Annotated in this window: 19 protein-coding genes; 9 read left to right on the top strand and 10 right to left on the bottom strand. The window is 75.2% G+C overall.

Annotation, left to right across the window (positions count from 1 at the left end; all coding sequences use genetic code 11):
- Window positions 1-52 precede the first annotated feature (52 nt).
- Window positions 53-394, bottom strand: a complete 342-nt coding sequence (locus ABD665_RS11920; protein ID WP_204910465.1) for a DUF3072 domain-containing protein — start codon at window positions 392-394, stop codon at window positions 53-55.
- Between the two features lie 111 nt (window positions 395-505).
- Between ABD665_RS11920 and ABD665_RS11915 the strand changes: the two genes are divergently transcribed.
- Window positions 506-1,567, top strand: coding sequence for a DNA topoisomerase IB (locus ABD665_RS11915; RefSeq protein ID WP_204910466.1), 1,062 nt, complete (start codon window positions 506-508; stop codon window positions 1,565-1,567).
- Between the two features lie 30 nt (window positions 1,568-1,597).
- On the opposite strand, the gene ABD665_RS11910 is transcribed toward ABD665_RS11915, so the two are convergent.
- From ABD665_RS11910 to ABD665_RS11895, 4 genes are read right to left on the bottom strand one after another with little or no spacing between them, the layout of a single operon-like run.
- Window positions 1,598-2,575, bottom strand: a complete 978-nt coding sequence (locus ABD665_RS11910; protein WP_204910467.1) for an NAD-dependent epimerase/dehydratase family protein — start codon at window positions 2,573-2,575, stop codon at window positions 1,598-1,600.
- Window positions 2,572-3,231, bottom strand: coding sequence for a methyltransferase domain-containing protein (locus tag ABD665_RS11905; protein ID WP_204910468.1), 660 nt, complete (start codon window positions 3,229-3,231; stop codon window positions 2,572-2,574). The genes ABD665_RS11910 and ABD665_RS11905 overlap by 4 nt, the downstream gene beginning before the upstream one ends.
- Window positions 3,228-3,989 carry a DUF2064 domain-containing protein gene (locus tag ABD665_RS11900; RefSeq protein ID WP_204910469.1) on the bottom strand — a complete coding sequence of 254 codons (762 nt, stop codon included), beginning with the start codon at window positions 3,987-3,989 and terminating at the stop codon, window positions 3,228-3,230. The genes ABD665_RS11905 and ABD665_RS11900 overlap by 4 nt, the downstream gene beginning before the upstream one ends.
- Window positions 3,986-4,729 carry a glycosyltransferase family 2 protein gene (locus tag ABD665_RS11895; protein WP_344742397.1) on the bottom strand — a complete coding sequence of 248 codons (744 nt, stop codon included), beginning with the start codon at window positions 4,727-4,729 and terminating at the stop codon, window positions 3,986-3,988. Before ABD665_RS11895 ends, ABD665_RS11900 begins: the two co-directional genes overlap by 4 nt.
- A 157-nt stretch (window positions 4,730-4,886) precedes the next feature.
- On the opposite strand from ABD665_RS11895, the gene ABD665_RS11890 reads away from it, so the two are divergent.
- Entirely contained in the window at window positions 4,887-6,329 is a 1,443-nt protein-coding gene (locus ABD665_RS11890) for a hypothetical protein (RefSeq protein ID WP_204910470.1), read from the top strand.
- A gap of 21 nt (window positions 6,330-6,350) precedes the next feature.
- On the opposite strand, the gene ABD665_RS11885 is transcribed toward ABD665_RS11890, so the two are convergent.
- Complete coding sequence (locus ABD665_RS11885) at window positions 6,351-7,763, bottom strand: ATP-binding protein (protein ID WP_204910471.1); 1,413 nt, start codon at window positions 7,761-7,763, stop codon at window positions 6,351-6,353.
- Between the two features lie 49 nt (window positions 7,764-7,812).
- Window positions 7,813-9,222, bottom strand: coding sequence for an ATP-binding protein (locus ABD665_RS11880; protein ID WP_204910472.1), 1,410 nt, complete (start codon window positions 9,220-9,222; stop codon window positions 7,813-7,815).
- 205 nt (window positions 9,223-9,427) lie between these two features.
- On the opposite strand from ABD665_RS11880, the gene ABD665_RS11875 reads away from it, so the two are divergent.
- Window positions 9,428-11,689 (top strand): glycoside hydrolase family 3 N-terminal domain-containing protein, encoded by a 2,262-nt coding sequence (locus ABD665_RS11875; protein ID WP_204910473.1) that lies wholly within the window; start codon window positions 9,428-9,430, stop codon window positions 11,687-11,689.
- Between the two features lie 163 nt (window positions 11,690-11,852).
- On the opposite strand, the gene ABD665_RS11870 is transcribed toward ABD665_RS11875, so the two are convergent.
- Window positions 11,853-12,827, bottom strand: a complete 975-nt coding sequence (locus tag ABD665_RS11870) for an SDR family NAD(P)-dependent oxidoreductase (protein WP_204910474.1) — start codon at window positions 12,825-12,827, stop codon at window positions 11,853-11,855.
- 65 nt (window positions 12,828-12,892) lie between these two features.
- Here ABD665_RS11870 and ABD665_RS11865 point away from each other — a divergent pair, with 65 nt between their 5' ends.
- Both ABD665_RS11865 and ABD665_RS11860 read left to right on the top strand, forming a co-directional pair.
- On the top strand, window positions 12,893-13,456 hold the full coding sequence (locus ABD665_RS11865) for a TetR family transcriptional regulator (protein WP_204910475.1): 564 nt from the start codon (window positions 12,893-12,895) through the stop codon (window positions 13,454-13,456).
- Between the two features lie 55 nt (window positions 13,457-13,511).
- Window positions 13,512-14,702 carry an FAD-dependent monooxygenase gene (locus ABD665_RS11860; protein ID WP_204910476.1) on the top strand — a complete coding sequence of 397 codons (1,191 nt, stop codon included), beginning with the start codon at window positions 13,512-13,514 and terminating at the stop codon, window positions 14,700-14,702.
- On the opposite strand, the gene ABD665_RS11855 is transcribed toward ABD665_RS11860, so the two are convergent.
- Window positions 14,649-15,371 carry a class E sortase gene (locus ABD665_RS11855; protein WP_204910477.1) on the bottom strand — a complete coding sequence of 241 codons (723 nt, stop codon included), beginning with the start codon at window positions 15,369-15,371 and terminating at the stop codon, window positions 14,649-14,651. The genes ABD665_RS11860 and ABD665_RS11855 overlap by 54 nt on opposite strands.
- A gap of 43 nt (window positions 15,372-15,414) precedes the next feature.
- Between ABD665_RS11855 and ABD665_RS11850 the strand changes: the two genes are divergently transcribed.
- From ABD665_RS11850 to ABD665_RS11840, 3 genes are all read left to right on the top strand, one after another.
- Window positions 15,415-17,385, top strand: a complete 1,971-nt coding sequence (locus ABD665_RS11850; protein ID WP_204910478.1) for a carboxypeptidase regulatory-like domain-containing protein — start codon at window positions 15,415-15,417, stop codon at window positions 17,383-17,385.
- A 29-nt stretch (window positions 17,386-17,414) separates the two neighbouring features.
- Window positions 17,415-18,326: an NAD(P)-binding domain-containing protein gene (locus tag ABD665_RS11845; RefSeq protein WP_204910479.1), complete on the top strand. Its 912-nt coding sequence runs from the start codon at window positions 17,415-17,417 to the stop codon at window positions 18,324-18,326.
- 75 nt (window positions 18,327-18,401) lie between these two features.
- The gene (locus tag ABD665_RS11840) at window positions 18,402-19,880 is read left to right on the top strand and encodes a hypothetical protein (protein ID WP_204910480.1); all 1,479 of its coding nucleotides are present in this window, start codon (window positions 18,402-18,404) and stop codon (window positions 19,878-19,880) included.
- Between the two features lie 22 nt (window positions 19,881-19,902).
- Here the strand turns inward: ABD665_RS11840 and ABD665_RS11835 are convergent, their stop codons facing one another.
- Window positions 19,903-20,400: a winged helix-turn-helix transcriptional regulator gene (locus ABD665_RS11835; protein ID WP_204910481.1), complete on the bottom strand. Its 498-nt coding sequence runs from the start codon at window positions 20,398-20,400 to the stop codon at window positions 19,903-19,905.
- Window positions 20,401-20,462: 62 nt separating this feature from the next.
- Between ABD665_RS11835 and ABD665_RS11830 the strand changes: the two genes are divergently transcribed.
- The gene (locus tag ABD665_RS11830) at window positions 20,463-21,050 is read left to right on the top strand and encodes a LysE family transporter (protein WP_204910482.1); all 588 of its coding nucleotides are present in this window, start codon (window positions 20,463-20,465) and stop codon (window positions 21,048-21,050) included.
- Window positions 21,051-21,276: the final 226 nt, after the last annotated feature.

Here is a 21,276-nt window from a genome sequence, read left to right as displayed (position 1 = left end):
CCCCACACGCCCGCATGGGTTCCCGTCGCTGGCGCTCCGGAAACCCGGAAGATCAGTCCTTGCCGGTCTCCTTGCGGAGCCGCTCGATCTGCTCGGAGGCCTCGCCCTTGGTGATGTCGGCGGGGATCTCCTCGCCGGCCTGGCGGGCGAGGGTGTCGAGGTAGCTCTTCTGCGCGGAGGTGATCGGGTCGCCGCCGGTCACCCACTCGCTGGGGTCCTTCTCCAGGGACGGGTCCCCGGAACCCGAGGCGCCGAGCACCTCCTCGTTGTGCTCGGGGGAGGCCTGGACCTCGGAGGTCTCCTCGGCGGCGGCCTGGCTGGTCTCGGAGGTGAACTCGCCCTCGGGTGCGGTCGAGTCCTGGTCGCGGTTGGCGGTCGATGCGGTGTCGCTCATGCCGCCCAACCTAGGCGGGCCCTCCGACAGTTCCCGGCGTCACGACGTCCCGGGCCGGACCGGCGGCCCGGCGGTCGCGTACGGCTGGGGATCACCGGGTAACAAGGGCACGTGGTCCGCCTACGCACCGTGTCCCCGTCCAAGCCCGGCTGGACGCGTCGACGCGTCCCCCCGGACCCCACCAGGGACTTCGTCTACCTCGACCTCGAGGGCGCCGAGCTCACCGGACCCGACGCCGAGCGCTGCATCTCGCTCGTCATCCCCCCGGCCTGGGAGGAGGTCTGGATCTGCCCGCTGCCCAACGGCCACATCCAGGCCGTCGGCACCGACGAGGCCGGCCGGCGGCAGTACCGTTACCACGAGTACTGGCGGATCAAGCGGGACGCCGCCAAGCACGAGCGCGTCCTCGAGGCCGCGCAGAACCTGCCGACCGCACGCCGACGCGCCGGCAAGCACCTCCGCCTCGACGGCATGCCGCGGGAGCGGGCCCTGGGGGCGGCCTTCCGGCTGCTCGACCTGGGCTTCTTCCGGATCGGCGGGGAGGCGTACGCCGAGGAGAACCACAGCTACGGCCTCGCCACCATCCGGCGCGAGCACGTGTCCTTCGAGGGCAAGCAGGTGGTCTTCGACTACATCGCCAAGTCGGGCAAGGAGCGCTACATCGCGCTCGTCGACCAGCCGGTGAACGAGGCCGTCCGGGCACTCGTGGAGCGCGACGACGACAACCCCGAGCTGCTCGCGTACCAGGGCGAGGACGGCGCGTGGCACGACGTCACGTCGACCGAGATCAACGCCTACATCAAGGACATCGTCGAGGGCGAGGTGTCGGCCAAGGACTTCCGCACCTGGCACGGCACCGTGATCGCCGCCGTCGAGCTGGCCGAGCGCTTCGAGCCGCAGCTCAGCGACTCGAAGAAGAAGAGGGCGGTCAGCTCGGTCATGAAGGCGGTGTCGACCTACCTCGGCAACACCCCGGCGGTCGCGCGCAGCTCCTACGTGGACCCGCGGCTCGTCGACCTCTTCAACGACGGGATCACGATCGACCCCGCGCTGGCGGCGGGCAAGCACGACCTCGCCGGCGGAGCCACCCACGGCAAGATCGAGGACGCCGTGCACGAGCTGCTGACCCACACCAAGCGCGAGCTGCGCCGGGACCTGGACCACCTGCAGTGAGCCCGGCCGCCGAACCGCGGCGGCGGGGCCTCAGCGCCCCAGCTCGGCGATGCTGCTCAGCGGCTGGACGGCCCGCCAGCCCAGGACCCGCTCGGCCGCGGTGCAGTCGGCGGTGATGTGCCGGACGTCGCCGAGCCGGTACTGCCCCGTGACGACGGGCTCGAGGCCGCCGAGCTCGCGGCTGAGGATCGACGCCATGCCGCCGACGGTCGTGACGTCCGGCGACCCGACGTTGAGCGGCGTCACGCCCGGGGCGAGCTCCGCCTCGAGCGCGGCGACGACGGCCGCCGCGACGTCGTCCACGTGCACGAAGTTGCGCCGCTGCCCGCCGTCCTCGTAGACGCGCGGCGCCTCGCCACGGTTGATCGCGCTGGCGAAGAGCGACGCGACGCCCGCGTACGGGGTGTTGCGCGGCATGCCGGGTCCGTAGACGTTGTGGAACCGCAGCGCCGCCACCGAACCCTCCGTCTCCCGCGACCAGGCCGCGGCCAGGTGCTCACCGTGGGTCTTGGTGGCGGCGTAGACGTTCCGCGGGTCCATCGGGGCGCTCTCGGGCACCAGGCCGGGCACCAGGTCGGAGCCGCAGCGCGGGCAGAGCGGGTCGAAGCGGCCGGCGTCGAGGTCGGCCACCCGCCGCGGCGGCGGGCTCGTCGGCCCGTGCACCGGGCAGGTGTAGGCGCCCTCGCCGTAGACGACCATCGAGGACGCGTACGCGACCCGCCCCACCCCGACGTTGGCCGCGGCCCGGAGCACGACGGCCGTCCCGACGTCGTTGTGGCTGCTGTAGTCGTCGATGTCGTCGATGTCGAGGCCCAGCCCGACCTTGGCGGCGAGGTGCGCGAGCGCGTCGCAGCCCGTCAGCGCGCCCCGTACGCGGTCGAGGTCGCGGACGTCGTCGAGCGGGTCGACCGCGCGGTCGAAGACCACCGGCTCGTGCCCGGCGGCCTCGAGGCGGCGGCGGACGTGCGTCCCGATGAAGCCGGCCCCGCCGGTCAGCAGGACCCTCATGCGACCCGCCCCGGCGCGGCCCACGCGTCGGCGTGCACGAGCTCGGCCTGCCAGCGCTGCTCGTCCTCGATGAACCAGGTCTCGGCCACCCGGAGACCGGCCGCGGCAGCGACGACCTCGAGCGCGTCGAAGCCGAGCACCGCCCAGGCGAACCAGCCGCCGGCACCGGCCGCGCCGACGAGCCGCGCGGTCGTCACGCGCAGGCCCTCGCCGGGCGCGGCGACGTCGACCAGGACCGTGCCGCCGGGCAGCAGCAGGTCGCGGCAGCGCCAGAGCAGGCGGACGGGGTCTCCGCCGATCCCGACGTTGCCGTCCACGAGCAGGATGTGCTGCCATCGGCGCCCGCCGCCGAGGGAGAAGATGTCGCGGTTCAGCGCGGTCGCCCCGCGCGAGCGGGCCATCGCGACGGCCGACGGCGAGACGTCGACGCCGAGCGCGCGGACTCCGCGGCCGGAGAGGGCCGCCGCCATCCGGCCCGGGCCGCAGCCGACGTCGAGCGTGGCGCCGGAGCAGCGGGCGAGCAGCCGGAGGTCGCCGGGACCGGCGTCGGCCGACCAGCGCGGGACCGGCAGCTCCCAGATCCCCCCGTCGCGCGTGTGCAGCTGGGCACGCCCCTCGGCGAAGCCGGGCTCGAAGAAGGCCTCGGGCTGCGTCACGAGGCCACCGCCGCCCGGCCGCCCAGCACGCCGGCCAGCGCGGCGAACCGGCTGTCCGGGCAGCTCGCGGCCACCCGCACCACGTCGCCCGGCTCGTCCACGTCGGACAGCACCGGCGCCGCCTCGACCCGCAGCCCCGCGTCCTCCAGGGCGCGGCGGGTCAGCCGGCCGGTCTCCGGCGTCGACATCGGGACGGGCGCGACGAGCCGTGCGTCGGCGGCCCGGCGCAGCGCGAGCAGCCACCAGCCCCCGTCCGCCGCCGCCCCGAGGACCGCGTCGGGCCCGTCCGGCACCGTGACGCGGTCGGCGGCGGCAGCCAGCACCGCCGGGTCGACCTGCGGGGTGTCCATGCCGATCTGCACCGTCGCCCCGTCCAGGTCAGCGGCCGCGTCCTCGTTCCCGCTCGCCGCGGCGTCGGCGTGGGCGTGCGCGATGCGTTCGCCGAGGCCCTCGCCGCGCTGGGCCACCACCCGGAACTCCTCCAGCCCGGCGCCCAGCGCGACCGGTGCGGCCGCGGCGTCCAGGTCACCGGTGAGCGCGCAGACGAGGCGGCGCTCCCCCGGCCCGGCGAGCGCGACGGCGGCCCGTACGGCGTCGAGGCTGTCGAGCAGCGCGGCCGCGGCGAGCGCGGCGGCCTCGTGGTCGGAGTAGGCGGAGGTCAGCCGGGTCTTGACCAGCCCGGGCACCGGCGCCTTGGCCAGGACCACGAACGTGGCCGCCGGCGGGCGGGCGGGGACCGACGGTGCTGGGGGCGTCACGTCAGAGGGTTCGGAGTCGTCGGCGGGTTCGGATGAACCTCCCGTGCCGGCGGTCGGCGCCGGCGCCGGAGCACCTCGGTGAAGTCGTGCAGCACGCGCAGCGTCCCGCGGACCGAGCCGCTCACCTTCGACCGCCCGCCGAGGGTCCGGCGCCGGTAGGTGACGTCGACCTCGACGACGCGCCAGCCGGCGTGCGCGGCGGCGAGCACGGTCTCCAGCGGGTAGCCGAACCGCCGGTCCGTGATGCCGAGGTCGAGCAGCGCCTGGCGGCGGGCGACGCGGACGGGGGCGATGTCGTGGACCGCGACGCCGGTCGACGCGCGGATCAGCCCGGCCAGGACCGCGTTCCCGGCGCGTGCGTGCCAGGGCCACGACCGGGACTGGACGACCCGGCGGCGCCCGACCACGAGGTCGGCCTCGCCGCGGGCGACCAGGCCGGCCGGGCCGACGAGCTCGGCCGGGTCCAGCGAACCGTCGCAGTCGATCACCGCGACCAGCTCGGTCGTGGCGGCCTCGATGCCGGTGTGCACGGGGGCCCCGTAGCCGCGCCGGGCCTCGTGCACCACGCGGGCGCCGAGACGGGCGGCCAGCTCCGGGCTGCCGTCGGACGAGCCGTTGTCGACCACCAGGGCCTGCCAGCCCGCCGGGACCGCGGCCAGCACGCCGGGCAGGGCGGCCGCCTCGTCCAGGCAGGGCAGCACGACGGTGACGTCCAGGGCGCCGGGGACGGGATCGGTCACGGCGCGCAGCCGTGCGTACGACGGGACAGGGTCGGGCCTTCCGGGGGATGTCGGTCCGAGCAGCGGCACGAGATCGGTCGCTCACGACGAAATATAGGCTGGGCCCGTTCCCGGGTCCGCGCGGGACGCCCCGAGCCGCTGCGACGAGATGAGACCCGTGCCCCGTCCGAGCGTCGCCGGAACCGCCGCACGCCCGCCCCGTACGCAGGACGTGCTGCCCGACCTCGCCGCCCCGGGCCGGCGCTGGACGGCGCTGGTGGCCGTCGTGGCCGCGCTGGTGCTGATCCGGCTCTCGATGCTCGTCGGGCAGGACCTGAACGCCCGCGGTCTGCCCATCGTGCTGCCCTACCCGCCGCTGCTCGCCTTCTGGCACCCGCACGTCGGCGTCGGCACCCCGCTGACCGTGCTCTGCCTGCTGCTCGCGCTCCTCCTGCAGCGCAATGCACCGCGGCTGCGGTGGGGCCACCTGCTGCTGGCCGGGTGGCTGCTCGCCCTCGCCTGGATGGTCTCGCTGGTCATGATCGACGGCCTGGCCAAGGGCTGGACGGAGGTGCTCACCAACCCCAACGAGTACCTGCACGACCTGCCGCGGATCACCGGGCCGGGCGAGTTCCTGCGGACGTTCAGCCACTACATCGCCTTCGGCGGCGACGTCGACGGCACCAACGCCTGGACGACCCACGTCGCCGCGCACCCGCCGCTCGCGACCCTGCTCTTCTGGGTGCTCGCCCAGGTCGGGCTGGGCGGCGGCTTCTGGGCCGGGCTGCTCTGCATCCTCGTGTCCTCTGCCGCGGCGGTCGGGCTGCCGGTCGTCCTCCGCGAGCTCGGGGCGCCGGACGCCGCGCGCCGGCTGGTGCCGTTCGCGGCCCTGCTCCCCGGCGCCGTCTGGATGGCGGTGTCGGCGGACGGGCTGTTCGCGGGGGTCGCGGTCGGCGGGCTCGCCCTGGCCTGCCGCGGCGCGAACCTCGCGCACGGGCGCCCGCGGCTCGGCTCGAGCCTGGCCGGGGGCGTGCTGCTCGGCGCGGCGATCTACCTGAACTACGGCCTGGTCCTGTTCGGGCTCGTCGTGCTCGCCGCCGTCGTCGTCACCGCCCGCGGCGTCGGTCTGCGCGCGGTGCTGCGGCCGTGGCTGGTCAGCACCGCCGGCGTGGCCCTCGTGGCCGCGGCCCACTTCGCGTTCGGCTTCAGCTGGTTCGAGGGGCTCGCCCGGCTGCGGGTCCGCTACTACCAGCAGACGGCGTCGGACCGGCCGTACTCCTACTTCGTCTGGGCCAACCTCGCCGCCTGGCTGGTCGCCTGGTCGCCGCTGCTCGCGTACGGGGTGGTGCGCGCGGTCGGCGTGCTGCTCCGCTCGCGCCGGCTCGGCTGGACGCAGGACGTCGTGGTGGCGCTGCTGAGCGCGGCCGGCACCGCCGCGGCCCTGGTGGCGGACCTGTCGGCGATGTCCAAGGCGGAGACCGAGCGGATCTGGCTGACCTTCGGCGTCGCCGCGTACGTCGCCCTGGCCCTGGTCCGCGACCGGCGGACCGCCGCCGTGGCCCTCGTCCTGACCGCCGGCTGGGCGGTCATGGTCAACTCGCTGCTCGACACGGGCTGGTGAGCCGGTCCCGGTCGTCGGGGGCTAGGACGCAGCCGGGACGAGCAGGCTGGAGACGGCCTCGCGGCTGGTGACGCCCGGCAGCTGCAGCGTGAGCTCGGCACCGCCCTCGGCCGAGCGGCCCGCGGACACGGTGCCGCCCATCTCCTCGACGGCCTTGGCCACGATGGCCAGGCCGAGGCCGGTGCCCTTGGTCCTGCGGGCCGACTCGCCGCGGAAGAAGCGGTCGAACACGTAGGGCAGATCGGCCTCCGGGATGCCCGGGCCGGCGTCCGACACCCGGAGCCGGTTGCCCTCGAGCCGCACCCGCACGGTCGCGCCGGGCGGGCTCCACTTGACGGCGTTGTCGAGCAGGTTCGTGACGGCCCGACCGAGCGCCTCCGCGTTGGCCACGACGAAGAGCGGGTCGAGGTCCACGTCGAAGGTCACGCCCTGGGCGCGGCGCTGGACCCGCTCGACCGAGGTCCCCACGACGTCGCGGACGTCGAGCGGGGCGACCGACGCCGCGCCGTCCTCGCGGGTCACGTGGACGAGGTCGCCGATCATGTCGTTCAGCTCGCCGAGCTGGCCCTGCAGGTCGGCCAGGACCGCCTCCCGCGCGTCGACGGTGAGGCGGTCGCGCCGCACGTCCGAGGCGAGCAGGTCGACGTTGGTGCGGAGGCTGGTGAGCGGGGTCCGCAGCTCGTGGCCCGCGTCGGCCACGAGGCGCGCCTGGCGGTTCCGGGTGCGGGTCAGCGAGGCCAGCATCAGGTTGAACGAGGCGGCCAGGGTCGCGAGGTCGCCCCGGGCGTAGCGGACGGAGACCGGCTGCAGGTCCTGGGTCGCCGTCACGTGCTCGACGGCCTCGGTGAGCTGCCGCACCGGCCGCAGCCCGGCCCGGCCGACGAGGAAGCCGGCGACCGCCGCCGCGACGATGCTGGCCAGGCTGATGGTGAGCAGGATGAGCCGCTGCACCCGCAGGATCTCCTCCACCGGCGCGAGCGTCCGGCCGACCACGAGGGCGTACGACGTCCCCGGCAGCGGGACGGACACGATCGCGTACGGGTGCCCCGACGCCGCGGTGCCGGACCGTCGCGTCGTCCGGCCCTCCGGCCCGGCGGCCGTCCGGTCGCGGGGGCTCAGGACGAGCTCGTCGACCTGGCCGTCGAGCCGCAGCACGCGGCCCTGGGCGTCGACCGCCTCGACGACGACCCCGCCGGCCTGGCGCAGGTCGGGCGAGAGCCGCCCGGTGCCGAGGAGGTCGTCGGTGGCCGCGGGCGCCAGGTCGCGGGCGACGGCGAGCGCGATCGACTCGGACGTGCGGTGCAGGGTCACGCGCAGCGTGAGGTAGCCGACCGCGCTGAAGAGGATGACGGCCAGGGCGACCGCGACCGTGGTGAGGAGCGAGATGCGACGCTGCAGCGGGTGGTCCCAGAGGTAGGTCCAGGTCCTCTTCACCGGCGGGGGCCGTCGTTCGGGCAGACGTGCACGGAGGTGCCGGCCAGCCTCAGGCGGACGGGACGAGCACGCCGGGCAGCGCCTCACGGCTGGTGACGCCGGGGAGCTGCACGGTGAACTCCGCGCCGCCGTCGTCGCTGCGTCCGGCCGTCACGGTCCCCCCGTGGTCCTCGACCGTCTTGGCCACGATCGACAGGCCGAGGCCCGTGCCGTGCGTCTTGCGGGCGGTCTCGCCCCGGAAGAAGCGGTCGAAGACGTAGGGGAGGTCGGCCTCGGGGATGCCGGGACCGGAGTCGGAGACGCGGAGCCGGTTGCCCTGCAGCCGCACCCGGACGGTGCTGCCGGCCGGGCTCCACTTCACCGCGTTGTCGAGCAGGTTGGTCACCGTGCGCTCGAGACCGTCGGGGTCGCCGACCATGTGGAGCTCGTCGAGCTGCACGTCGAGCACCCGGTCCCCCGCCCGGCGCCGGACGCGCTCGACCGCCGCACCGACGACGTCGCGGAGGTCGACCGGGCGGAAGGCGCCGGCCGAGTCGTCGCGGGACAGCTGCACGAGGTCGCCGACGAGGTCGGTCAGCTCGGCGAGCTGCGCGCGGACGTCGCCGAGGATCGCGCCCTTCTGGGCCGTGGTCAGGTGGTCCGCGTTCAGGTCCCGGGCGAGGAGGTCCACGTTGGTGGTGAGGCTCGTCAGCGGCGTGCGCAGCTCGTGACCGGCGTCCGCGACGAGGCGTGACTGCCGCTCGCGCATCCGGGTGACCGAGCGGAGCAGCTGGTTGAAGGCCGCCGCGAGGGTCGCGAGGTCGCCGGCGACGTAGCGGACGGAGATGGGCTGGAAGTCCTTGGTGTCGGTCACGTGCTCGACGGCCGCCGTGAGCTGGCGGACCGGCCGCAGGCTCGAGCGGGCGACGAAGCCCGAGATGACCGCCGCCGCGAGGATGCTGGCGCCGATGACGAGGAGCAGGATCAGCCGTTCGGTCTCGAGGATCCCGAGGACGGTCGCCAGGGGCCGGGCGACGACCAGGGCGTAGCCGGTGGTGCCGAGCGGGACCGACACGACCACGTACGGGCGGCCGGCGTCGTCGACGCCCATCCGGCGCCCGGTGGGGCCGTCGGCCACCGCCGACGCGAGGTCGCCGGGCTCGATCACCAGGGCGTTGACCTCGCCGGGCACGCGGGCGACGGTGCCGTCGGCACCGACGGCCTCGACGATGACCCCGCCGGCCTGCTGGACCTCGGTGCTCAGCTGGCCCGACTGCCGGATGCTCGCCGAGGCCGGGGCGACCAGGTCGTTGGCGATGCTGAGGGCGATGGACTGGGAGGCCTGGAAGAGCGTGGTGCGCAGGGCGACGTAGCCCGCGACGTTCGAGAGGAGGATGGCGACCGCCACGGCGATGGTCATCAGGACGGTCACGCGACGCTGCAGCGGCTTGCGCCGGAGGTAGCTCCAGACACCTTCCACGAGGTGTGTCCCTTCAAAGATGCGGCCAGTCGCGCGTCGCCCCGTCGCACTGCGCACCATCCTAAGACAGAAACCCAAACTTCTCAGTCTTAGTTCAGCATCCGTGTGGGGGCAGGGATGCGGGCCGTCGCCCGCCTCCGTGACGGCCCGCGGGGGTTGGCACGATGGGTCCTCCAGCAGCATCCGGCGACGAGGGAGACGCGCGATGGCACCGAGCACGGCGGACACGGACCAGGGCGCGGTGGACGCCCGGGTCGAGGAGCTGCTGGCGCAGCTGAGCCTCGAGGAGAAGGCGGGCCAGCTGACCCAGCTCTTCTACTTCGGGTCGCTCGCCGACCCGGAGGTCGGCGCTGGGATCGGGGTCGGCGACGACCAGCCCGGCGACGTCGAGCAGGCGCTCGGCCGGGGCGGGGCGGGGTCGCTGCTCTTCGTCACCGACCCGGCGCAGACCAACCGGCTGCAGCGCCTCGCGGCGGAGGGCAGCCGCCTCGGGATCCCGCTGCTCTTCGGCTTCGACGTCATCCACGGCCTGCGCACGATCCTGCCGGTGCCGATCGCCCTCGCCGCCTCGTGGGACCCGCCGACCATCGAGCGCAGCCAGGCCGTCGCGGCCCGCGAGGCCCGCGCCGTCGGCATCCACTGGACGTTCGCGCCGATGGTCGACATCGCCCGCGACCCGCGCTGGGGCCGGATCGTCGAGGGCGCCGGCGAGGACCCGTTCCTCGGCGCGGCCGTCGCCGCCGCGCAGGTGCGCGGGTTCCAGGGCGGCGCGATCGGCGCCCCGGAGCGCGTCATCGCCGGGCCCAAGCACTTCGCGGGCTACGGCGCGGCCGCCGGCGGCCGTGACTACGACGAGGTCAGCCTCTCCGACCACGACTTCTGGAACATCTACCTCCCGCCCTTCCGCGCCGCCCTCGAGGCCGGCGCCGGGAACGTCATGACGGCCTACATGGACCTCAACGGCGTCCCGGCCACCGGCAACCACTGGCTGCTCGCCGACGTGCTGCGCGGCGAGCTCGGGTTCGACGGCTTCCTGGTCAGCGACGCGAACGCCGTGCGCAGCCTGCTCACGCACGGCTTCGCCACCGACCTCACGGACGCGGCCGCCCGGGCCCTCGGCACCGGCCTCGACCTCGAGATGGCGGTCACCGACCCCGCGTACGCGCACCTGCCCGAGGCGGTCGCCGCCGGGCTCGTCGACGAGGCCGCGCTGGACGTCTGCGTCCGCCGGGTGCTGGCGACGAAGATCCGGCTCGGCCTGTTCGAGGACCCGTACGTCGACGAGGCGCGCGCCGCCGAGGTGCTCGCCGACCCGGCCCACCGCGACGTGGCCCGCCTCGCCGCGGAACGCTCGGCCGTGCTGCTGCGCAACGAGGGCGGGCTGCTGCCGCTCGACCCCGCGGCGCTCGGCACCGTCGCCGTGCTCGGTCCCCTGGCGGACTCGCGGCGCGACACGATCGGGCCGTGGGTCTTCGACCAGGACAACGACGAGACGGTGACGATCCTGGCCGGCCTGCGCGACCGGCTCGGCGACGGCGTCCAGGTCGACTTCCTCCCGGGCGTCCGGCCCGGGCAGCGGACCTTCCCGTCGATGTTCGACATGTGGGGCGACAACGCCCCGGTCGACCCCGTCGACTTCGACGACGAGGCCGAGCTGCAGGAGGCCGTGGACCTCGCGGCCGCCGCGGAGGTCGCGGTGGTCGTCGTCGGCGAGTGGCAGAACATGATCGGCGAGGCCGCGTCCCGCTCCTCGCTGGAGCTCCCGGGCCGGCAGCTGGAGCTGCTCCAGGCGGTCGTCGCCACGGGCACGCCGACGGTGGCCGTGGTCATGAACGGCCGCCCGCTCGACCTGCGGTGGGCGGCCGAGCACGTGCCGGCGATCCTCGACGTCTGGTACCCGGGCACCCAGGGCGGCGCGGCCGTGGCCAACCTGCTCGTCGGCGACGCGGTCCCGGGCGGCAAGCTCCCCTTCACCTGGCCGCGGACCGTGGGGCAGGTCCCGCTCTTCTACGCCCACACCGTCTCCCACGAGCCCCAGAACCAGGGGCGCCGCTACTGGGACGAGGAGAGCACGCCGCTGTTCCCCTTCGGCCACGGGCTGTCGTACTCCTCGTTCACGTACGCGGGGCTGGCGCTCGACGCCACCTCGGTCGGGGTCGACGGGACCGTCAGCGTCTCCGTCGAGGTGACGAACACCGGAGACCTCGACGCCGACGAGGTGGTCCAGCTCTACCTGCACCAGCAGCACGGCCGGGCGTCGCGACCGGTGCGCGAGCTCAAGGGCTTCGAGCGGGTGGCCGTGGGGGCGGGGCAGACGCGGACGGTGACCTTCCCGGTCACCCCGGACCACCGCCGCTACTGGAACGCGGCCGAGCGGGACTGGGTCCTCGACGCCTCGACCTTCGACGTCTGGGTGGGCGGCAGCTCGGCCGCCGACCTGACGGCGACGTTCGAGGTCACGGCCTGACCGGGTGAGGAGCGGCGAGACGGACGCTCGGGGGTTCGACCGTCTCGCCGCTCACCACGAACGTACGGCGCGCCCGCCCGTCGCGACAGACCTGACCGGTGTCACCTAGCGGCCACGTCCCGAAGTGGACATCCGACGACGGACCGCCGGACGCCGACGGCCGTCAGCGGCCCGCGACCAGGTCGGCCGAGACCGTCCAGAGCCGCTCGGCGGCGACGGGGTCGAGCGCCCACGCCTTGACCCCGTGCGGGTGGTCCGCGAGGTCGGCGTCGTCCGCCACGACGTACGCCTCCCGCCCGTCGTCGAGGTAGTGGCCGCCCGTGCGGGCGAGCTCGGGGGCGACCGCGGCGACGACGATCGTGGCCGCTCCCTGGCCGACCGTCTTCCAGCTGAACACCCCGGCGGCCTCGGCGGCGTCGAGGGAGGCGCGCTGCCCCGGGCTGAAGCTGCGCTGCAGCCTGGTCGCGACACCCCCGGGGTTCGCCGCGTTGGCCACGATCCCCTCGGACGCCCAGCGCCGCGTCGCCTCCACGGCGAGCAGGGCGTTCGCGGTCTTCGACTGCGCGTAGGCGATCTGCGGGTCGTACGCCCGCCGCTCGAGCTGGAGGTCGTCGAAGTCGATGCCGGCGCGCATGTGCGCGGTCGAGCTGACCGCGACGACCCGCGCACCGTCGCGCTCGGCCGCCCCGCGGGCCAGCGCGTCGCGCAGGCCGACGGTCAGGGCGAAGTGCCCGAGGTGGTTGGTCGCGAGCTGGAGCTCCCAGCCCTCCCGCGTGCGCTCGAGCCCGGCCGTGACCACCCCGGCGTTGTTGACGAGCAGGTGCAGCGGACCCGCCCAGGCCTCGACGAACCCCCGCACGCTGCTCTGGTCGGCGAGGTCGAGCCGGGCCACCCGCGGGGCAGCGCGTCCGGTGGACGCCGCGATCCGCGCCGCGCGCGCGGAACCGGCGGCGAGGTCCCGCACCGCCAGCGTCACGTCCGCACCGGCCGCGGTCAGCGCGCGGGCGGTCTCGGCGCCCAGCCCGGACGAGGCGCCTGTGACCACGGCCCGGAGCCCGGTGAGGTCGACCTCCTCGAGCACGTCGTCGGCGGTGCTGGCGGCGGTGAAGGCGGTCGTGATCAAGGGAGCGGCAGGCATGTGCTCGACCATACAGACCAGGCACTATCCGTATAGTCCGTCCACTGTCGGCGTACGATCGGCCCGTGAGCAGAACCCCGCCGGAGGCCCCGTCGTCCACCGCTTCGGACCGGCGGGACGCGGTCCTGGAGTCCGCCCTGCTGACCTTCGCCCGCTTCGGCTACCGGAAGACCTCGATGGACGAGGTCGCCCGCGAGGCCCGCATCTCCCGGCCCGGCCTCTACTTCCACTTCCCCACCAAGGACGCCCTGTTCCGCGCGGCCGTGACGCGGGCGCTCGAGCACGACCTCGCGGAGATCGAGACCGTGCTGGGCGCGACCAGGCGCCCGCTGCGGGAGCGCCTGGTCGAGGCGTTCGACGTGTGGGCGGGCCGCTACGTCGGCCCCGGGGCCCGCGACGTCACCGCCGTGATCGACGCCAACCCCGACCTGCTGGGTCCGGTCGTGGAGACCGCGCCCCGGCGGTTCGCGGAGCTGGTCACGCAGGCCCTCGCCGTCGAGCGTCCGCAGGACGCCGTCCCGCTCGCCCGGACCCTCGTCAGCACCTCGATCGGCCTGAAGCACCAGGTCGAGGCGCGGGCGGACCACCGCCGCGCGATGGCGACCGCGGTCGACCTGCTGCTGCGCTGACCCGTGCCAGCGGCGCGTCAGCCCGCTGCCAGCGCGCCCTCCTAGCGTCGTCGACGTGAAGAGCACCCGCGTCCTGATCTCCGGCGCCAGCATCGCCGGCCCCGCCCTCGCCCTCTGGCTCACCCGGTACGGCTTCGACGTCACGGTGGTCGAGAAGGCCCCCGCGCTGCGTCGTGGCGGGCAGGCCGTGGACTTCAAGGGCGAGACGCACCGCACCGTCCTCGAGCGCATGGGCATCCTCGACGAGGTCCGGGCGGCGCGCACCGGCTCCGAGGACGGCACCGTGGTGGACGCGGCGGGCCGCCGGATCGCGACGGTGCCCGCGGAGTTCACCGGGGGCGACGTCGAGATCGTCCGCGGCGACCTGGCGCAGATCCTCCTCGACCGCACGGCCGCCACGACGACCTACGTCTTCGGCGACTCGATCACCTCGCTGACCGAGACGCCGACCGGCGTCGACGTGACCTTCGAGCGGGGCGGGCCGCAGACGTTCGACCTCGTGGTGGGGGCGGACGGGCTCCACTCGAACGTCCGCCGGCTGGCCTTCGGTCCGGAGACGGACTACGTGCGCCACCTCGGCTACCACTACGCGCTCGCCGAGCTGGACGTCGAGGGCGGGTCGGAGCTCTACAGCGAGCCGGGCCGGACGGCGGCCACCGGCGGCCCCAAGGCCCCCGCCTTCTTCGTCTTCGCCTCCCCGCCGCTCGCGTACGACCGCGACGACGTCGCCCAGCAGCAGCGGCTGGTCGCCGACGCCTACCGCGGAGCGGGCTGGCGCGTGCCCGAGCTGCTCGCCCGGCTCCCGGAGGCGCGCGAGTTCTACCTCGACTCGATCAGCCGGGTGACGATGGACCGCTACACCAGCGGCCGGGTCGCGCTGCTGGGCGACGCCGCGTACGGCAACACGCTCGGCGGCTTCGGCACCGGGCTGGCGGTCGTCGGCGCGTACGTGCTGGCCGGCGAGCTCCTCCGCGCCGACGGCGACCACGCGGTCGCGTTCGCGCGCTACGAGGCGGGGTTCCGTCGCTACGCCCAGGTCTCGCAGAAGGTGAACGCGGGCAGGATCCTGGCGCCGCGGACCCGGCTGGGGATGCGCCTGCGGAACCTGCTGTTCTCCACCTCGTTCCTCTTCGCGCCGCTGATGCGGCTCTCGGACCGGTTCGCGACCGACATCGAGCTGGAGGACTACGCGCTACTTGTTCCGGGTGCTCTCGAGGTGCCCGAAGCCGACCGACCGGTCCGGTGAGTGGAAGAGGTCCTGGCACGTGGTGAGGGTGATGAGCGCCCGGGTCGGGTCCGCCCCGGGCTGGTCGGGGACCGGGTCGAGCACCCAGCCGGCGGTCTCCTCCACCGTGAGGTCGGCCGGCGACGTGTCCATCACGTACGTGAACACCGCCGCCCGCGTCTCGACCACGACCCGGTCGCCCTTGCGCAGCGTCAGCAGCTTGGCGAACGGCTCGCCATGGGTGACCCGGTGGCCGGCGACCGCGAAGTTCCCGACCTCGCCGGGCGCGGCCGTCTCGTCGTAGTGCCCGACGCCGCGGGAGAGGTCGCGCAGGTCGGTGCCCGCGACGACCGGGACCTCGTAGGTGTCGCCGAAGCGCGGCACCCGCAGCAGGGCGATGGCCGAGCCGGGCACCTCCGCGGTCCGTCCGGTGGCCACGCCGGGGTCCCCCGCCGGCGGAGCAGGAGGCGGCGCGGAACGCCACTGCTCGCGCAGGCCCTGGGTCTGCTGGTCGAACGTCCGCTCGGCCACCACGTTGGTGCCCACGTACTGGTAGCCCACCCAGCCGAGGCAGGCCAGCCCGGCCACCAGCAGGGCGACGCCGAGGGTCGTGAGCGCCGAAGGCCGACGGCGGCGGGCCCGGCGCGCGCGGGCGTCCCGCGTCCCCCGCTCCGGTGCCTCGGTCGTCACCGGACCATTGTGCGGCGCTCGCGTCCGTGATGTGCTGCCTCTCGTGCAAATCCCCCGGGCACGGGCCACGGTCCTGCTCGCCCTCGTCGGGCTGCTCGGGTGGCTCCTGGTGCCGGCGACGAGCGCGACGGCCGCGTCCGCCGGCTGGGCCGACCTGACCTTCGAGGGTTCCGCGAACGGCTGGACCGGGACGCTGCGCCAGCGGGCCGCCGGCTTCCCCGCCGCCACGATCACGAGCGACTCGGCCGGCGGTTCCGCGGTGGGTCGCCAGTCCGGGGCATCGACCTTCCTGCCCGCATCCTCCGACGTGGGCGGGCGCTACGGGCAGAGCAGGGGCCGCCCCTACCTGAACCTCCGCCCCTACACGGCGAACGGGGCCGGGGTGCCCGGCGCCTCGACCACGACGTACGCCTTCGACGCGCCGACCCCGTCGACCGGCTGGACCTTCGTGCTCGGCGACGTCGACGCCGACGCGGTGACGGTCTCCGCCGCTGGCCCGGGCGGGACCCCGGTCGCGGTCGACGACCTCGGCTTCCGGTCCACGTTCAACTCCTGCGGCACGGGCGGCTGCGCCGCGAACGAAGACGTCCCCCGCTGGGACCCGACCACGGGCACGCTCACCGGCAACGTCGGGGCGGTCGACACCAACGGGGCGGCCGCCTGGTTCGAGCCGCGGGTGCCGCTGTCCACGCTGACCCTCGTCTTCACCCGCCGGGCCGGCTTCCCCGTCTACCAGACCTGGTTCGCCGCGCTCTCCCGCACGCTGCGCGGCACGGTGACGGCTCCCGGCGACGCCGAGGAGGGTCTGACGGTCCGCCTGCTCGCGCCCGACGGGCGCCAGGTCGGCGAGACCACCACGGACGCGGACGGGCGCTACCGCTTCGGGGACCTGGCCACGTACGACGGCTACCGGGTCACGCTCGAACGTCCCGACGGCCTCACCTCCGACCTGCCGCTGACCCGGGCCGTCGACCTCGGCGACGACGACCAGGTCGCCGACTTCGCGCTGCGGGCGCTCGTGCCCGTGGCCGTCGGCGGCACCGTGCGCGACCCGGACGGCACCCCGCTGCCCGGGGTCGAGGTGCGGCTGAGCGGGCCGGGCCCGGACCGGACGGCGGTCACCGACGCGGACGGCGCGTACGTCTTCGACGAGGTCCCGGTCGGCGACGGCTACACCCTCACGGCGACGCCGCCGGACGGGACGACGGTGTCCGGCCCCCTGGCGTTCGCGGTGCCCGCCGACACCGAGACACCGGTGGTGGACCAGGACTTCACCGTCACCGCCGACCCGCGCGGCAGCGCGGGCGGCACCCTCACCGTCGAGGGCGGCGACGGGCGTCCCGGGGTCCGCGTCGTCGTGACGGGTCCCGGCGGCACCGAGCGCGTGGCGACCACGGACGCCCGGGGCCGCTGGTCGGTCGACGACCTGCCGCCCGGCAGCTACACGGCGACGGTCGAGCCGTTCGCGGGCGCGGAGGTCGTCGGGGACGCGAGCGGCCGGCTGACCGTGCCCGAGCGGGGCGGCCCGGCCGACGACGTCGACTTCGTCCTGCGGCTGCCCCCGGCCCCCGCGACGTACGCGGCGGAGGGCCTGGTCACGGACGAGGCCGGGATGGCCTTCCCCGACGTGACCGTCACCGTCCTCGACCCGGACGGCGAGCCGTTCGCGACCTCCACCACCGGGGAGGACGGGACGTGGCGGGTCGACGGTCTCCTGCCCGACGAGGGGTGGAGCGCCGTGGTCGACCCGCCGGAGGGCTACGCGGCCGAGGGCTCGGAGACCCTGCCGTTCGCGGTGTCCGACGCGGACGTCGACGGGCTCGGGTTCGTCCTGCTCGAGCGGGTCGCCGGCGGCGGCTCGACCTCCGGGGACGGTTCCTCCGACGGCGGGGGGTCCGACCCCGCGCTCGCCTCCACCGGCGGGCCGGACCTCGCGCTCCTGCTGCTCGGCGCGGCCCTGGCGTCGGCCGGGCTGGTCCTCGTACGGTCGGGGCGTGCTGCCCGACGACGCTGACCGGTCGACCACCTCACGGGAGGTCCGCCGTGGCTGACGTCCCGCCGGACGGCCCGGTCGGCTTCGTCGGGCTCGGCGTGATGGGCCAGCCGATGGCCCTGAACCTGGCCCGCGCGGGCACGAGCCTCGTCGTCTGGAACCGCACGCCCGAGCGGGCCGAGCCGCTGCGCGCGGCGGGAGCCGTGGTCGCGGCCGACGTCGAGGAGGTGTTCGACCGCGCCCGGACGGTCGTCCTGATGCTCGTCGGCGAGGCCGTCCTCGACGCGGTGCTGCAGCGGGGCACGCCGGGGTTCGCCCGGCTGGTCCGGGACCACCTGGTCGTGTCGACGGCGTCGAACAGCCCCGCCCACTCCCGCGCGCTCGCCGCCGACGTCGCCGCGGCCGGCGGGCGCTACGTCGAGGCGCCGGTCTCCGGGTCCCGCCGGCCGGCCGAGGCCGGGGCGCTCGTCGCCCTGCTCGGCGGCGACCCCGACGACGTCGCGGAGGTCCGGGGCGTGCTCGCCCCGACGTGCCGGGCGCAGCTGGACTGCGGCGGTGTCGGGAGCGGGCTGATGATGAAGCTCGCGGTCAACGTCTACCTCGACGTCACCATGGCCGGGCTCGCCGAGGCCGTGCACTTCGCCGACCGGCAGGGGCTCGACCTGACGACCTTCGGCGCCGCGATCGACGCCGGGCAGATGGCCAGCGACCTCACGCGGGTCAAGGTGCCCAAGCTCGTCGCGCACGAGTTCGGCGTCCAGGCCGCGACCGAGGACGCGTACGCCAACGCCCGGCTGATCGCCGCCGAGGCCCGGGCCGCCGGGCTCGCGACACCCCTGCTCGACGCCGCTGCCGCGCTCTACGGCGAGAGCGTGGACCTCGGCCACGCACGCGACGACATGAGCTCGGTCCTGAGCGCGATCGAGGCGCGGACCGACGCGGAGCCCGGCCCGCCCGTGTAGCCCGGAGGGGGGACTTCCGCGGCGCACCGCACCCGCTTACAGTGCGGTTCCGCCCACGACACCGGAGTCGCCCCCATGCCCAGGTCCTCCTCGTGGGCGGTCCTCGCCCTGTGCCTGGCGGCCGCGGTCCCCGCCGGGACCGCCGCCGCCGCTCCGCGGGCCGCCGCCCCGCCCACGAACCTCCAGCCGGTGCTCGGCTGCGGCCTCTCCGACGGCGGCGACAAGTCCCAGAGCTCCGTCAGCTTCGCCGGGCTCCCCGCGGCCAACGACGTGGTCGTGGGCGCGCCCGGGGCGGAGCGCGGCGGGCGGTCGAGGGCCGGCACCGTCGAGGTGCGCTACGCCTGCGACGCCGTCGAGGGCACGCAGGAGCTGCAGCTGCCGACCCCGCACACGGGCGACCGCTTCGGGGCGGCGGTCACCGTCGCCCACCTGAACGGCGACGTCTACGACGACCTGGTCGTCGGCGTGCCCGGGCTCGACGTGGGCAAGGCCGACGACGCGGGAGGCATCGCGACCTTCCTCGGCTCGCCGCAGGGCCTCGTCTACAACCAGACCCTCACCCAGTCCTCCGCCGGCGTCCCCGGGTCGGCCCAGGCCGGCGCGCACTTCGGCGCGGTGCTGGACTTCGACGCCGACTCGTGGTGGGACTCGGACGGGTTCGACGGCCGGATCGGCGTCGGGGCGCCGGACAAGGACGTCCACGGGGTCAAGGACGCCGGCGCGGTGGTGATCATGACGACCCTGCTGAACGTCCGCCCGGAGGTGCGGCTGGAGCGGACGCTCGACTCGCCCGGCGTGCCGGGCAAGCCGGGCAGGGGCGACCACCTGGGCGCGGCGATCGACCTCGGCCGGGGCGCGTACGGGCTCCCCGGGCGCAAGGTGGACGGGCACGCCCGGGCGGGTGCCGTGCTCACCGGCAGGCGCGACGACGGGCAGGGCTTCGAGCTGGTCACGCAGGACACCAAGGGTTTCGCGGGCGCGGCCGAGAAGGGCGACGCCTTCGGTTCCTCCCTCGCCGGCGGCTGGATCGGCGTGCCCGGAGAGGACCTGGACGGCAGGACCGACGCCGGGCTCGTCCAGTCGCTGCGCGACGGCGACGCCGTCAGCCTGGCCACGGACGGCTTCCCCGGGAGCCCGCAGCGCGGGGACCGGCTCGGGGCCAGCCTCGCGGTCTGGGTGCCGCTGGGCTACGCCCCGACCTCGGTCCGCGTCCTGGCCGGCATGCCGGGCAGGAAGGTCGCCGGGGTCACGGGCGCCGGCGCGCTGCTGGCGTTCAAGCACATCGCCTCGGGCTCGCCGCGCATCTCGTTCCCCTCCGTCGCCGGCATGCCGGACCCGCAGAAGGACGCGCACTTCGGGACCGCGGCGACCCGGGCGAGCAACCAGGTCGTCGTGGGCGCTCCCGGCGCTGACTCCGGCCGGGGTCGTGCCGCCGTCTACGACACCGAGAACCCGCAGAACCCGCTCGCGCTGCAGGGCCAGTGGACCCAGGCCGCCGGGGCCGGGCGGAAGAACGGCTACGGGACGGCCCTCGGCGGCATCCCGCGGGGCTGAGCGGGCGGCGTCCGGTCGCGGGTCACGCGTCGGCGACGGGCAGCGCCACGCCTCGTAGCGGGACGGGGGTCGACACGACGATCGAGGTCGTCAGCTGGCCGTGCACCGAGAAGCGGTCGAGGACGTCGGCCAGGTGCCCCATCGACCGCACGTGGAGCTTGATCAGGAAGCAGTCGTCCCCCGTGATCCGGTGGCACTCGGTGACCTCCGGGGTCTCCTGGGCCAGGGCGGCGAGCCGGCCGAGCTGACCCGGACCCGGCTTCGCCCGCGCGTACGCGGTGATCGGCAGCCCGACGGCCTCCGCGTCGACCTCGAGCCGCCAGCCCGCGATCACGCCGGCCTGCCGGAGGCGGTCGACGCGCTCGGTGACCGCCGGCGGGCTCCGCCGCACCCGCCGCGCGAGCTCGGACATCGACACCCGCGGGTCAGCCTGCAGCTCGCGGAGGATCTGGAGGTTGGCGGCGTCCAGCAGGTCCGAGGACGACGTCGTACGCGCCGTCCGCCGTGAGTCTGAAGGCATGACGACCGTTCTACCGTGAGAAGGACCTGTCGGTCGAGCGTCCGTCCGAGGACCGTGGACGCGTGCTGCTGCCCGTCCTCGTCTTCGTCCTCGTCGCCACCGTCTCGCCCGGCGGGGCGACGACGCTCGCCACCGCCTCGGGCGTCCAGTTCGGGGTCCGGCGCTCGCTGCCGCTCCTGCTCGGCATCGCCGCGGGGCTGACGACGCTGGCCGTCGCCGCCTCCCTCGGGCTGGCCGGCGTCCTCTTCGAGGTGCCGCACCTCGAGCTGGTCGTCCGGGTCCTGGGCTCGGTCTACCTGCTGTGGCTGGCGTGGACCATCGGCCGCAGCGGCGCGCCGGGCAGCACGACGCTGGCTGAGCCGCGGCGGTTCCGCACGGGCGTGCTGCTGCTCTGGCTGAACCCCAAGGCCTGGGCGATCACCCTGAGCGCGGCGGGGGCGTTCGCCGCCCAGGTCGACGGACCGGTCCGGCTCGCCGCGCTGCTCGGCAGTGCCTTCCTGGTCTGCGCGAGCCTGTCCCAGCTGCTCTGGTGCTCGCTCGGCGGCGCCGTCGCCCGGCTCCTGACGAGGCCGTGCCACTGGCGCGCCCTGAACGTCACCCTCGCGGCCCTCGTCGTCGCCTCGGTCGTGCCCCTCTGGCTCGAGGGCTGACCCAGGACGCCGAGACGCAGGACTCCCCCTGAGCCTGTCGAAGGGCCCACACGAGAACGCCCCCTGAGCCTGTCGAAGGGCCCACACGAGAACGCCCCCTGAGCCTGTCGAAGGGCCCACACGAGAACGCCCCCTGAGCCTGTCGAAGGGCCCCGCAGGGGTTGGCTCTCTTCGTGAGGAGAAGCCGACCTCTTCGAGGCCCTTCGACAGGCTCAGGGGGCGTTCT

The organism is Microlunatus spumicola (assembly GCF_039536445.1).
GTDB classification, from domain to species: domain Bacteria; phylum Actinomycetota; class Actinomycetes; order Propionibacteriales; family Propionibacteriaceae; genus Microlunatus; species Microlunatus spumicola.
This window is presented reverse-complemented; position numbering and strand designations above follow the sequence as displayed.

Coding starts and splice junctions, on each gene's coding strand:
- ABD665_RS11920 (WP_204910465.1), bottom strand. CDS start 394: ATGAGCGACACCGCATCGACCGCCAACCGCGACCAGGACTCGACCGCA.
- ABD665_RS11910 (WP_204910467.1), bottom strand. CDS start 2,575: ATGAGGGTCCTGCTGACCGGCGGGGCCGGCTTCATCGGGACGCACGTC.
- ABD665_RS11875 (WP_204910473.1), top strand. CDS start 9,428: ATGGCACCGAGCACGGCGGACACGGACCAGGGCGCGGTGGACGCCCGG.
- ABD665_RS11870 (WP_204910474.1), bottom strand. CDS start 12,827: ATGCCTGCCGCTCCCTTGATCACGACCGCCTTCACCGCCGCCAGCACC.
- ABD665_RS11840 (WP_204910480.1), top strand. CDS start 18,402: ATGCCCAGGTCCTCCTCGTGGGCGGTCCTCGCCCTGTGCCTGGCGGCC.
- ABD665_RS11835 (WP_204910481.1), bottom strand. CDS start 20,400: ATGCCTTCAGACTCACGGCGGACGGCGCGTACGACGTCGTCCTCGGAC.